The organism is Bacillus cereus group sp. MYBK216-1 (genome assembly GCF_051916495.1).
GTDB lineage: Bacteria > Bacillota > Bacilli > Bacillales > Bacillaceae_G > Bacillus_A > Bacillus_A thuringiensis_K.
This window is the reverse complement of record NZ_JBQAGT010000002.1, coordinates 190,398-203,054: the sequence shown is the minus strand read 5'-3', so window position 1 is coordinate 203,054 and position 12,657 is coordinate 190,398. Positions and strand designations below refer to the sequence as shown.

Genomic DNA, 12,657 nt, shown 5'->3' with positions numbered 1-12,657 from the left:
TTTTACTTATCTCACCTTTTCATTTACATACTCCATAAACTGCTCCGCTTTAATAAACCTTTCTTTGTACGCTTCAGGTACTTCTTCTACTGTTATCCCCCCACTCGATTTCGTTTTTACTAATACGGTTTGATATGACATTAATGCTTCCATATATTGTTCATACTCTTCAGGAGTTAATACTTCTTTACTAGATTTATGGCCATTTAATTTATCAAAATACGGCTGAAGCTCCATCTCTATTCTTTTCATTTCTTCTTTTTTAGCTGATGATAATTGATCGTAATCAATATTACCGTTTGAATCTCCGTACGCAAGCTTTGCATCTGTTAATTTTTTTAATTCTTTTGTAAACTCTTCATATTCCTTCGCACCCATTTCATCTTTCGCTTCTAATAATTTTGCACTAAAACGCATGTACGCCTCTAATGTCATCGCTCCAGCATGTTTTTTTAAATTCTCAAAAGAACCGTATATACCATCCGCCATAATAGATTGATATGCAAAACCGGTCGTAGGGATTAAAAGTGCTGCTGCAAGCACTCCGGCGATCAGGCGTCTCTTCACCTTACTTCCCCCGCGATTCATTTTGATTTGAACAATTATTTTTTCTTTTAACTCCGGCGGGGCAACAATTCCCTTCGCTTCTTCTCGTATAGATTCTCTAACTCTACAATCTAAACTCATTTCACATTCCCTACCTCTCCTAAAAAAATTTCTTCTACTTGCTCTTTTTGACGTAGTTTCTTTAATGCCGCATGAATTCTAGATTTCACTGTACCAATTGGAATATGTAATATTTGTGCTACTTCTTCTTGTGAATAATCATGTAAGTATCTTAAGATAATAACTTGTTTCAATTTATACGGTAATTTATGAATGAGTTCGATTAGTTTTTGGTTTGATATTTTACTTACAACATCGTTAGAAAAATCAATTTGCACTGGCTTTCTTTGCTCTTCTGCTTTTTTTATAATTCGTAGTCGCATCCACCTCTTTCTTCTATAAGAATGAATTTGTTTAATCGCAAGCCCAATTAGCCAAGGACGAAATGGCTTCTTCCTATCATATTTACGAAGCGATTCATATAGCTGTATGTATACTTCTTGAACGACATCATCTACATCCGTTTTATCTTCAATTAAAAAATGTGCTGTTTTATATACTTCTTGAATCGTTACATCATACAATTCGCTATACGCTTCTTTATTGCCTGATAAAGTTAATTGAATTAAATGTGCGTAATCTATTTCACCCTTCATATTCCAGCCCTCCTTTGTCTTACACTATATATTGGCAGGTAATTCATATTTCGTTCGATTTTTTAAAAGTTTTTTTATATAAATTAATATTATGATTCATTGAGTTCATAAGCTTCACTTATAATCAAACATAACTATTATATAATTTTCCAATTTCTAATGAACATTTAAAATGATTTATATAGTCAAATTTAGGAGGATATATGATGAAAGCTATCGTTGTAACGTCGTTCGGTGGTCCTGAAGTGATGAAATATACAGATGTGGATGTGCCGACTATTTCAGAAGACCAAGTTTTAATTCGCGTTGTTGCTACTAGTGTAAATTTCGCCGATATTAAATCCCGTTATGGTAAAAAAGGAAATAAAGCACTACCTTTTATACCAGGGATAGATGTCGCTGGTGTTGTAGAACGAGTCGGTTCTCATGTGAAAAATATTTATCCTGGACAGCGAGTCATCGCTTTTCCTCAAAATGGATCTTACGCAGAATACGTTGTCGCAAACGAAAATCTTACTTTTTCTTTACCTCATGAAGTCGATTTTCAAACTGCAGCTGCTTGTCCAATTGTATCTTTTACAAGCTATAATTTACTCGCTAATGTTGCAAGGCTTCAACAAGGTGAATCTGTACTCATTCATGCGGCTGCTGGCGGAATTGGCACTACTGCTATTCAACTTGCTAAACTATTAGAGGCTGGAACAGTTATAGGCATTGTCGGAAGTGAAGCAAAAAAAGAAATTGCTTTAGATGCTGGAGCTGATTATGTTATTTGTCATCAAGCTGAAGATTTTGTAGAGAAAGTCAATGAACTGACAAATGGTAAAGGGGTTGATGTAATTTTAGACTCTATTTCTGGAACGGTTTCTGAAAGAAGTTTAAACTGCCTTGCTTATTACGGTCGCCTCGTTCATTTCGGTAATGCTAGCGGTGAAATTGGTAACTTTCAAACGAAAGATTTACATGCAAGTTGCCGCTCTATACTCGGTTTTAGCTTTGGAACCACACGAAAAAAGCGTCCTGAACTGCTCCAAGAAACTGCAAATGAAGTTTTCCGTTATTTGCGTGACGGACGTTTACAAATTAAGGCTACGAAATCTTTTCCACTTCAAAATGCAGGGAAAGCACATGAATGGGTCGAAAGTAGAAAAAGTACAGGGAAAGTAATACTAACTGTTTAGTCCTCTTCCTGAAATGAATACTGGAAACAGAGGTGGCATTCATGGGATCACGAATTATGCATGTTATTATCGCTAGTGGTATTGCTGAGAAACTATCAATTCACGATAAGACTTCTTTCTTACTTGGAGCTGTAGCCCCTGATGCTGTTCATTCAAAAAAAGAAAAAGGAACCTCACATTTTTATGCCGGTACAACGAAGAACTATACGAGAAGAATAGATTATGATTCATTTTTTCATAAATATGAATCACATATAGATTCCCCATTTATTTTAGGCTATTATACCCACCTCATTGCCGATGATAATTGGCTAAGTGGATTTTTTCTACCTTGGCTAAAAAATAGAATAGAGAATGACGAAACTATCGCACCCCTGTACTATAACGATTTTAAATTGTTAAATGCAAAGTTGCTTCATCATTACGATCAAGAACAACAGCTTTTCTCTCTTCTCAATCAAGAGGCTCACATTGTGGATATTGAAGAGGTTTCTAAAGAAAACGTTTTAGAATTTCGAAAGTATCTTTTTGAAGATATGTTATATCCAAAGCAACATTTGCATGAAGACTTACAAGTATTTACGTTTGACCAAATCGTTGGCTATATTGAGACAGCTATTGAAAAAGGAGTATTTTTTATTAAACAACTCTCTAATGAAAAATCCACTTCAAAAATTTAATCCCCCTCAAATATATTTGAGGGGGATTTTCACATAGCAATATTATTATTGGTTCTTCTCCATAACCGCAAAATAATTCCCTTCACTATCAGCAAAGTTAAACACTTTACCAGAAGGCATAGTTACCATTTCTCCAACAGTAACATTTTTATTTGTTAAATCTGTATATAATTGATCAAGATTTTCTGAGAAGAACATTAGGGACGGTGTATCAAGATTCAATTCTGGGCTCATTTTAGAAATAACTTCTTTATTATGTAATATAATGCTCGTTTCTGCACCGCTTTTCGGAGCGATTTCAATCCATCTCATTCCTTGCTTATTATCTTCCTCTGCAACTACATGAAACCCTACCTTTTCCGTCCAAAAATTTACTGCCTCATCTTGATTATTTACATATAACATAATTTGTCCTACTTTATGGATCATTACATTTCCCCCTAATGGTTTTTATATTCTATGTAGCTTTCTACAAATACTATCGTTATTCCTTTTGAGTTGGTATGTACTTCTTTGCAAAATTTATCGACTGACTCATCCCATCCAGTTCATCAAAATAATCATTTCTTTCAATCATGTTATATCCGTCGAATCCAATTTTATCTAATACTTTGAAGAATATATCGAAATCTACTTCACCATTCCCTGCTGCGACTTCTATATACTTAGTTGAACGATCACTTTTCACTTCTTTACAATCTTTAATATGAGTTTGTACTATATAATCTTTTAATAGTAATAAACCTTCTCCCGGATTTTCATTTACATCACTTATTAAATTTGCTGGGTCAAAGTTAACAGCTAGTCCTTTCGAGTTTGCAGTTTCTAAAAATCGTTTTAATACTATTGCTTTTTCAGATCCCGTCTCAATGGCGAAGAATCCTCCAAATCTGAACGCTAAGTCCCCTATTTCATTACAAACACGTAGCATTTTATCATAGTACTCACTATTTTCATCCTCAGGGATTTTCCCAATATGGGCTGTTACTATGTTAGCTCCTAACCTTAACCCTTTATCAGTAATATATTTAAAACTCTCTATTACACATTCAGCTTCAGTTCCTATTATTCCATTTTCTCCGAAGCTAATTGCTAATGACGGGACTTGAATCTCATTAAAAGATAAGTTTTCTTTTAATGTATTCCATTGTATCTTTGAGATGTTAGCTAAGTTGAAAGTCGGATTCATAGCATATAATTGAATATATTCTAAATCCCATTCCCTTGCTTTTTGTATTCCTTCGTTTACTTCAATATATTTCGTATTCAAAAACATTCCTAATTTCCTATCCATATATGTACCTTCTTTTTATTATTTCGCATCATTTTAATATTCGACTTTTTTATATTATTTCCTCGTATAAACCAAATAAATAAACTACCCTTTTTTCGATACTCCCAGTAGAAGCATATATATGATAGGCACATTAAAAACACTAATACAATTCCCATTATCACTTGTTTACAAACAAAAAAGACGTAACTACAAATAGTTACGCCTTCTCCATCATTTATCTAGGCTTTTTCTTCCCAGTAAATGCTGGTTTCTTTTTCTTTGGTGCTTTCGGTTTCGTTTCTACGAATGATCCCTTGAACATTTCTTGCTTCGTAAATACAATGCCTAGTTTTTTCGCAAATTGCAGTAATTTACGCTCTTCTTGTGGTGTTACAAGAGACACGACAGTTCCTTCTTTACCCATACGTCCAGTACGTCCTGAGCGGTGAATATATTGGTCTACTGTGTCTGGTAATTCTAAGTGAATTACATGTGTTAAATCGTCAATGTCGATACCACGTGCTGCAATATCAGTAGCAAGTAGAATTTCTACTTTCCCTCCGCGGAAAGCACGCATTGTCGCTTCACGCTCTTGTTTACTTGCTTCTGCATGAAGAGCTGCTGCTTTCATTTTACGGAATTTCAATTTCTCAGTAATTTCATCTAAACGGAATGGGTCGTTTAAGAACGCAACTGCTTTTACATCGCCCATATGCATAATTCTTCTTACGTAATCATTTTTTTCGCGTCGCTCACAAATGATATACGTATGCTCAACTAAGCTTTTTGATTCTGCACGTGTTACACGTACTAATTGTGGTTCCACTGCTAAATCACGTGCCGCATCTTCTGCCGCTTTTGTCATTGTCGCCGAGAAGAATACTAATTGACGATCGCGCATCGTTGATTTAATTACATCTTGCACTGCGCCCATCATTTTTTGCTTTACAATTTGATCAAACTCATCAAATACAATTGTTTTTACTTCATGCATTTTTAGCTTTTTCATACGAATTAATTCTAAAATACGGCCTGGTGAACCGACAATTACTCTTGGGTGTTTCTTTAATTTTTCAACTTGGCGCTTAATATCTGCACCACCAATTAAAGATGCACCTGAAATTTCAGTTCCTGCTGTAAACTTTTGAACCTCTTCATGAATTTGCATTACAAGTTCACGTGTTGGCGCTAAAACAACAACTTGTGGCTGTTTTACTTCAGGATTAATTTTATGTAAAAGGGGTAATAAGTACGCTAATGTTTTTCCTGTTCCAGTTGGAGATTCAGCTATAACGTCTTGTCCTTCTAAAATAGTTGGAATCGCTTGTTTTTGAATTTCAGTTAACTCTTTAAAACCAGCCTTCTCCCAAGCTTGTTGTAAAAATGGTTGCATATCTTTTATCATTTGTTTTTCTCCTTTATCTCTATTTTTGAAGAAAATGCTGTATTGTTCGCACCGTTTCTATCATGTGTGAAATAACAGCTATTAAATCATCAACATGGTCTTCTGTAATCGCTTTTTGAAATAGAACCTCTACCTTATTATGATATGAAATCGCTTGCTTATTATATTCGTATGAAACTTTCTGCATAATCATTCTTTCTTTTCCCCATATAGAACGCATTAATGTTTCAATTTCTTCACATTTTACTTCTGGTTGTTCTAACGGGAATGAAAATGCTAGCTTCATCTCACAACCTGGTGTAAACTGAGGCACTTCTAGTATTTCACCAGACAAGTTCTTTGCATCCACAGATAATGAAAATGTTGCTTCTACTAATGGTTCAAACGGTTCTGTTAATTGAAATGAGATATGATATATACGACTTAATGAAGCAAGATCCATCATATCTTTTCGATCTGTTACAAGAATATCTCCATGTAGATCAAAATCATACACAGCACCTTCTACGATTACTTTTAAATTGTCAAAAGCAGTTGGATCAAACATAATTTCCTCCAAAAAACAGGCGCCTTTCGATGGAAAGGCGCCACTTGATGTATATATAGTTTACAGATAAACGAGATGAATTACAACCTTTTAGAATAAACCTACTGCTTTTCCATCTTCATTTACATCCATTTGAAGTGCTGCTGGCTGTTTTGGAAGACCTGGCATTGTTAACATTGTACCTGTTAACGCAACGATAAAGCCTGCACCGATAGATGGTTTTAACTCACGAATTGTAACGATAAAGTCAGATGGACGACCTAATTTTGTTGCATCGTCAGAAAGAGAGTATTGTGTTTTCGCCATACAAACTGGTAGGTTACTCCAACCTTCTCCTTCATATTGAGCTAATTGCTTACGTGCTTTCGGAGCAAATTCAATATCTTTTGCGCCATATACCTTTTGAGCAATTGTACGAATTTTTTCTTCTAATGGTAATTCTAATTCATAAAGTGGTGCGTAGTTGTTTTCACCTTTTTCGATTTCTTTTAGTACTTTTTCAGCAAGGTCAACTCCGCCTTGGCCACCTTTCTCCCAAACTTCTGTTAAGGATACTGCATAGCCACGCTCATTACACCACTCTTGTAAGTATGTAACTTCTGCATCTGTATCTGTAATGAATTTATTAATTGCAATTACGAAAGGCACACCGAAGCTTTGAATTGTTTCAACATGCTTCTGTAAGTTTTCCATACCTTTTGCTAATGCATCTACATTTTCTTCTTTTAATTGATCTTTTGCAACGCCACCATGCATTTTAAGCGCACGAATCGTCGCAACAATAACAACTGCTTCTGGTTTAATGCCAGCTGCACGAGCTTTAATATCTAAAAACTTCTCAGCGCCTAAATCAGCACCGAATCCAGCTTCTGTAATAACATAATCACCTAATTTTGCTGCCATTGTTGTAGCGATAACACTGTTACAACCGTGAGCGATATTCGCAAATGGTCCGCCATGAATGATAGCTGGTGTATTTTCTAACGTTTGTACTAAGTTCGGCTTTAATGCGTCTTTTAATAATAGTGTTAACGCACCTTCTACACCTAAATCTTTAACCGTTACAGGTTGATTTGCAAAGTTATAAGCAACTACGATGCGAGATAGACGTGCTTTTAAGTCTTGAATATCTGTTGCAAGGCAGAACACGGCCATAATTTCAGATGCTACTGTAATGTCAAAACCGTCTTCACGTGGTACACCTTGTACAGGTCCACCAAGACCAATTACTACGTTACGAAGGGCACGATCATTTAAGTCAACACAGCGTTTCCAAACAATTTTACGTGTATCAATTCCAAGTGGGTTTCCTTGTTGGATATGATTATCAATAAACGCTGCTAATGCGTTATTGGCAGTTGTGATCGCATGGATATCTCCAGTAAAGTGAAGGTTAATGTCTTCCATTGGTACGACTTGTGAAAAACCGCCACCTGCTGCTCCACCTTTTAATCCCATCGTCGGTCCAAGAGATGGTTCACGAAGTGCAATTACTGTTTTCTTACCAATTTTGTTAAAAGCTTGACCTAAACCAACTGTTACTGTTGATTTACCTTCTCCAGCTGGAGTTGGGTTAATTGCTGTTACTAAAACAACTTTACCGTCTTTCTCATCTTGTAAGCGCTTAAAAATATCAAGAGATAACTTACCTTTATAATGCCCGTATGGCTCTAATTCATCTTCTAAAATATTTAAATCAGCTGCAATTTCTTGAATCTTCTTCATACTCGCTTCTTGTGCGATTTCAATATCGGATTTCACTGTTGTAGTAGTTGTCATATACCCTAGTCCCCCTTTAATTGGTTCTGATGATATTGTATCAGTTTTTTGTATTTTCTGCACTTATTTACCTCCTAAAAATTCTTTCATTTCTTTATACGTTTTTTAACATAAATACCCATAAGAATGTTAACGATTGTTGCAACTCTGTAGGTAGTTGACCTAACATCTTCTCATTTACTCCGCGCTTATATACGCCGATGCCATCTACAACTTTAAAACCTTGTTCTTTCGCTAACTGTTCAAATTCCCAAGGCATCATTGTATTACAAACAACGTCTTTTCCGTACAAGCGAGGATAACTATTCTCTCGTGGCTTTGCTGTCGGTCCTAAAATTGCAATACATGCATATCCATCTTTCTTTAACACACGCTTTATTTCATTTAACGCTCGTAATGGCTCTTCCGTCCATTCTAAAGAATTAATTGCCATAATTGATTCAAATTGCTCATTTTCAAATGGTAATGCAGAAAGATCTCCTTTTATAAAAGATAAATTTGGTCCTTCCCCGCGCTCCTTACCTTTTTGAATCATCACTTCCGATAAATCTACTCCCACTGCTTTATAGCCTGCGCGACTTAATTTATATGTACCGTACCCATCACCACAACCAACATCGAGCACTAGTGCTTCTTTCTTCACGTATTGTTCAAAAAACGGAATAATTGTGCTCCTACTCCCGCTGTCCCACATCTCTTGACTATTTTGATTCCAAAACTCTGCACTACTATCCCATTTCTTTTCTGCTGATTCATGCCAATTAAATTTCGTCATACATTCCCCTACCTTCACGCTTTATCACTCATTTCATTCTACATCATTTTCCAAAATTCCTGTTTTATCCCGCTTGTAGTAAGACACCTACCTCAAAATTCAATGGATGCGGACCAGTTAATGGGAGAGAACTGCTAATAAAAATCCAATTGTTGCTGGCTGATAATCAGTCCTAGTGAAAAAAATCCCACACTCTATCTTCAATAGGAGATGGATATGTTAACGATGGAATACGTATTCTCCATTTTTTGCTTTACTTGGGTTTAACTCATACTCATGCTCTTCTCATTTTGAAAGATACTATAGATACACCCAATTGAAAGAGAGGGATGTACATGCGAAGAAAGAGAAATCATCATTTTAAAAGTGGTGAAAAAAACGAAGAGTATGCTGCTGAAATATCACCAGCTGGCATTCCAATTAGACATAAGCGTAAAGAAATTGCAAATGAAATAGAAGGTACAAATACCGGCGCAATGGTAGGCTATGTCGCTTTATTTCTTTCGTTATTCTCCATTGCTTTTTATCCAGTTACGCTCGGCTCCCTAGCAATTTTAGTTGGCCTATTAGCTGTCAATTTCGGAGCAAGAACACTTGGATATACAGCAATTGGTTTTGGTAGTTTTTCTGTTTTATTTACTTTACTTTATCCCCTTGCTTTGTCAGCGTTTTAAAAAAACACACCAAGTTATACTTGGTGTGTTCATTCGTGATACAACATAATATGACCGCATCCACAGCAATGTTTCGCTGTAATTTCTTGAAACACTGGATAATTTTCTTCATCCCTATGCTCAATAAAAACCTTTTCAAAACGGTACATGTTTGGCGCATATGCCCAATCTTGTTTCGTACGTGCATATAACGTTGAGGAAAAAAACTCCTCACCACCGCAAACGATACATGTATTCTTCATCGCTATCCCTCCTATGCTTGTCTTACTTCATCTATATGAACATAAGCATAAAAAAAAGACCTTCTATTACTAGAAAGTCTTCTCTGAAACAAAAAGAAATGTACCAAACATTCCTACTCCGCTATATTCTTTTGAAACACCAGCTTCTGTTTTAAATGTTTGCTTTACAGTCATAAAGAATACACCATTTCGTGCATCTGTACTTTCAAATTGTAGTTTTTCTTTTTTACCATCTACATTTTGCGTGCATTCAAAACTACTCTCGTTACAATTCAACGCATACTTATCCTGTACATACACTTTAAAATCTGATTCTTTCGGACAAGTTATAAGTAATATTGCCACGAGAATAATACTTATAATACCCACAATTGTATAATATTTCTTCATTTGTACTCCTTTCAAATGACAAGAAAACTTGACTTCATACGCCAAGTTTTCTTAGTCAACAACCCATTGCCACTCTTGTTCTTTCTTATCAAAAATGAGCCAACCTGTTTCTGTTGCTTCCTCTTTCAATTCATCGATATTATCTAACACCTCATCCGTACTTTCATACGAACCAACTACATATACCGGAATTTCAAGACCTCTTCTTGACTCAATCTTCCCTGCTAGATCTATGTAAAGACCATCTTCCATTAGTGGAATAAGTCCCATAATCAATTCTTTTGAAATCGCTGGGAAAATTTTTGATTTTTGGAAGAAAGAAAAACGTTTCTTACCGAAAGCACCGAGTTTATACGGAATGACTTTACTTAACATTCCTACAAAATCAGCAATTCTACGATAATACACTTTGTTGTACCATCCGTCATCATGTGAAAAATAAACAAATCTATTTTTCAACAGCGGAAAGAATGTTCTTGCAAGTGGTTCTTTTTTGTGAGCCAAATATAATAATTCTGCAATTTCTTTCGGCTCTAATTCATCTAAATCGCTTGCATCATCAAAATCTACCCAACAAAATTCATCAAATTCATCAATCTCTGCTTGAATTAACTTATGTATATTTTCTTCCTCAACATATTCAAATAAAGTATGATAATGAAAATCCGTCCATTCGAAGTTGTGCTTCAAAAGCAACACTTGATGAAGCGGTGAAGGGATGTTACTCGCAAACTCTTTAAACGTAATTCCTGATGTAATAAAACAATGACCTCGACGATTACCATTAATATATATCATATTCTTTACTTGGTCAGATCCTCCAGACAAAGCACCTAGCCACCTTCGTTTTATATGTTTCAATTCTATAGCATATTTTAACATGAAAAATTTTAGAAACATAGAAAAAACTTCAAAAACTATTTACAATTTCATGTGTTTTATTACATAGTGATTACAAGAAAAAACGCCTGCTCATAAGCAGGCGTTTTTAAAGGATTTCATCAGGGTTTTGAGGATGATGATTTCCCTCTTTCTTTTCTTCTTTTTGGAACATCGATTGAATTTTATCAATTGTTTGTGGAGCTAATTCAATCATTTTTTCTGCTAAATGTGTCGCATTTTGTAGATGAAGAATATTTACTCCATCTTTATTCACCACAAGAAATGCTACTGGTGTAATAGAAACACCACCCGCGCTACCGCCACCAAATGCAGCGTTACCGTTCGCTCTTTGTCCATCATTCGTTTGGAAATCAGAACCTCCTGCTCCAAAACCGAACGCTACTTTAGAAACCGTTAACACCACACCACCGTCAGCCGTTTGAACAGGCTCTCCAACAATCGTATTTACATCAACCATTTCTTTTAAATTTTCCATTGCTGCTTTCATTAACCCTTGAATTGGATGATCCACCGTTCATAACCTCCTTTGTCATATCTTTCCTAGTTTTTCCGAAAGTTTGTGAACTAAACATAAAATTTTATATTGATTTCAAAAAACTTAAGTTGTAATATTTAGAAAAATAAAAAAGAGGTCGATTCGTTATGATGCGAAAATTAACAAAGAAAGATCATGAACAAGTATTCGCTTACCTAAAAGAAGAAGCAGCCCTTAACTTGTTTATTATTGGAGATATTGAAGCTTTCGGTTATGACACAGATTTTCAAGAACTATGGGGAGTATTTAAAGAGAATGGAACATTAAAATCAATTTTACTCCGATTCCACGATTCATTTATACCATATAGTAAAGAAGACTTTGTTACCACTGATTATGAGGCACTTCTTTCCGCATATAAGCCACTTAAACTCTCTGGTAAGTCAACCATTGTAGAAAAGTTTGAAACTGCTCCAAGTCTACAATTAGGCGTCAAAAATGAAATGTATTTTTGTGAATGTCTAAATGACAACAACTTACCTGACACGCCTATTCATGAAACGATTAAACTTGCGTCACTCGATGATATAGAACGAATTATGAAATTACGAAGTGACATTGCTGAATTTCCGACTACCAATGAATCAGAGAAAATATTAAGGCAGGCTATCGAAACGAATACAGGACGCACATACTATATTGAAAAAGACGGCGTGATCATCGCATCCGCCTCTACTTCCGCTGAAAATTCATTATCCGCTATGGTAGTTGGTGTATGTACACACCCGAATTATCGTGGAAATGGCTACGCTTCACTCATACTACAAAAAATGATTCAAGACTTTACGAAAGAAAGCCGAACACTTTGTTTATTTTATAACAATCCAGCTGCTGGACGAATTTATAAACGACTAGGATTTAAAGACATTGGGATGTGGACGATGTATCGATAATAAGAGGTACTCTATAAGAGGAAATAGTCGTAACTTAGTAATACAAGCAAATTACAAAATAACCCACACCGTTATTATGAAGATGGAGAAACTACTTGTAAAGCCGTGCCCCTAA

16 protein-coding genes are annotated in these 12,657 nt (G+C 35.4%); 4 read left to right on the top strand and 12 right to left on the bottom strand.

Features of this window, described 5'->3' with window-relative positions; genetic code table 11:
• Positions 1–6: 6 nt before the first annotated feature.
• Together ACTFRH_RS06625 and ACTFRH_RS06620 are read right to left on the bottom strand one after the other, a co-directional pair.
• Positions 7–687, bottom strand: a complete 681-nt coding sequence (locus ACTFRH_RS06625) for a DUF3600 domain-containing protein (RefSeq protein WP_000050698.1) — start codon at positions 685–687, stop codon at positions 7–9.
• A complete protein-coding gene (locus ACTFRH_RS06620) occupies positions 684–1,262 on the bottom strand; it encodes a sigma-70 family RNA polymerase sigma factor (protein WP_000675554.1) in 579 nt (192 codons plus the stop codon). The genes ACTFRH_RS06625 and ACTFRH_RS06620 overlap by 4 nt, the downstream gene beginning before the upstream one ends.
• Before the next feature lie 206 nt (positions 1,263–1,468).
• Here ACTFRH_RS06620 and ACTFRH_RS06615 point away from each other — a divergent pair, with 206 nt between their 5' ends.
• Positions 1,469–2,443, top strand: coding sequence for a quinone oxidoreductase family protein (locus ACTFRH_RS06615; RefSeq protein WP_000644654.1), 975 nt, complete (start codon positions 1,469–1,471; stop codon positions 2,441–2,443).
• Between the two features lie 41 nt (positions 2,444–2,484).
• Positions 2,485–3,123: a zinc dependent phospholipase C family protein gene (locus ACTFRH_RS06610; RefSeq protein WP_000535631.1), complete on the top strand. Its 639-nt coding sequence runs from the start codon at positions 2,485–2,487 to the stop codon at positions 3,121–3,123.
• 45 nt (positions 3,124–3,168) lie between these two features.
• Here the strand turns inward: ACTFRH_RS06610 and ACTFRH_RS06605 are convergent, their stop codons facing one another.
• The 6 genes from ACTFRH_RS06605 to ACTFRH_RS06580 form a co-directional block, all read right to left on the bottom strand.
• On the bottom strand, positions 3,169–3,552 hold the full coding sequence (locus tag ACTFRH_RS06605; RefSeq protein ID WP_000581462.1) for a VOC family protein: 384 nt from the start codon (positions 3,550–3,552) through the stop codon (positions 3,169–3,171).
• Between the two features lie 55 nt (positions 3,553–3,607).
• The gene (locus tag ACTFRH_RS06600) at positions 3,608–4,417 is read right to left on the bottom strand and encodes a sugar phosphate isomerase/epimerase family protein (RefSeq protein ID WP_000375222.1); all 810 of its coding nucleotides are present in this window, start codon (positions 4,415–4,417) and stop codon (positions 3,608–3,610) included.
• Between the two features lie 217 nt (positions 4,418–4,634).
• Positions 4,635–5,804: a DEAD/DEAH box helicase gene (locus tag ACTFRH_RS06595; protein ID WP_000588614.1), complete on the bottom strand. Its 1,170-nt coding sequence runs from the start codon at positions 5,802–5,804 to the stop codon at positions 4,635–4,637.
• A 19-nt stretch (positions 5,805–5,823) separates the two neighbouring features.
• Positions 5,824–6,351, bottom strand: coding sequence for a hypothetical protein (locus ACTFRH_RS06590; protein WP_000460219.1), 528 nt, complete (start codon positions 6,349–6,351; stop codon positions 5,824–5,826).
• Between the two features lie 90 nt (positions 6,352–6,441).
• Complete coding sequence (locus ACTFRH_RS06585) at positions 6,442–8,130, bottom strand: formate--tetrahydrofolate ligase (protein ID WP_033672993.1); 1,689 nt, start codon at positions 8,128–8,130, stop codon at positions 6,442–6,444.
• 94 nt (positions 8,131–8,224) lie between these two features.
• Positions 8,225–8,905 (bottom strand): class I SAM-dependent methyltransferase, encoded by a 681-nt coding sequence (locus ACTFRH_RS06580; RefSeq protein WP_000160041.1) that lies wholly within the window; start codon positions 8,903–8,905, stop codon positions 8,225–8,227.
• 335 nt (positions 8,906–9,240) lie between these two features.
• Here ACTFRH_RS06580 and ACTFRH_RS06575 point away from each other — a divergent pair, with 335 nt between their 5' ends.
• A complete protein-coding gene (locus tag ACTFRH_RS06575) occupies positions 9,241–9,579 on the top strand; it encodes a hypothetical protein (protein ID WP_001253201.1) in 339 nt (112 codons plus the stop codon).
• A gap of 29 nt (positions 9,580–9,608) precedes the next feature.
• Here the strand turns inward: ACTFRH_RS06575 and ACTFRH_RS06570 are convergent, their stop codons facing one another.
• The 4 genes from ACTFRH_RS06570 to ytfJ form a co-directional block, all read right to left on the bottom strand.
• Entirely contained in the window at positions 9,609–9,821 is a 213-nt protein-coding gene (locus ACTFRH_RS06570) for a hypothetical protein (RefSeq protein WP_000798747.1), read from the bottom strand.
• Positions 9,822–9,890: 69 nt separating this feature from the next.
• Positions 9,891–10,211 carry a hypothetical protein gene (locus ACTFRH_RS06565; RefSeq protein ID WP_000761174.1) on the bottom strand — a complete coding sequence of 107 codons (321 nt, stop codon included), beginning with the start codon at positions 10,209–10,211 and terminating at the stop codon, positions 9,891–9,893.
• A gap of 51 nt (positions 10,212–10,262) precedes the next feature.
• A complete protein-coding gene (locus tag ACTFRH_RS06560) occupies positions 10,263–11,039 on the bottom strand; it encodes an oxalate:formate antiporter (RefSeq protein WP_000014087.1) in 777 nt (258 codons plus the stop codon).
• A gap of 160 nt (positions 11,040–11,199) precedes the next feature.
• Entirely contained in the window at positions 11,200–11,625 is a 426-nt protein-coding gene (gene ytfJ / locus ACTFRH_RS06555; protein ID WP_000349986.1) for a GerW family sporulation protein, read from the bottom strand.
• A gap of 131 nt (positions 11,626–11,756) precedes the next feature.
• Between ytfJ and ACTFRH_RS06550 the strand changes: the two genes are divergently transcribed.
• On the top strand, positions 11,757–12,542 hold the full coding sequence (locus ACTFRH_RS06550; RefSeq protein ID WP_000984749.1) for a GNAT family N-acetyltransferase: 786 nt from the start codon (positions 11,757–11,759) through the stop codon (positions 12,540–12,542).
• The last annotated feature ends 115 nt before the right edge of the window (positions 12,543–12,657 follow it).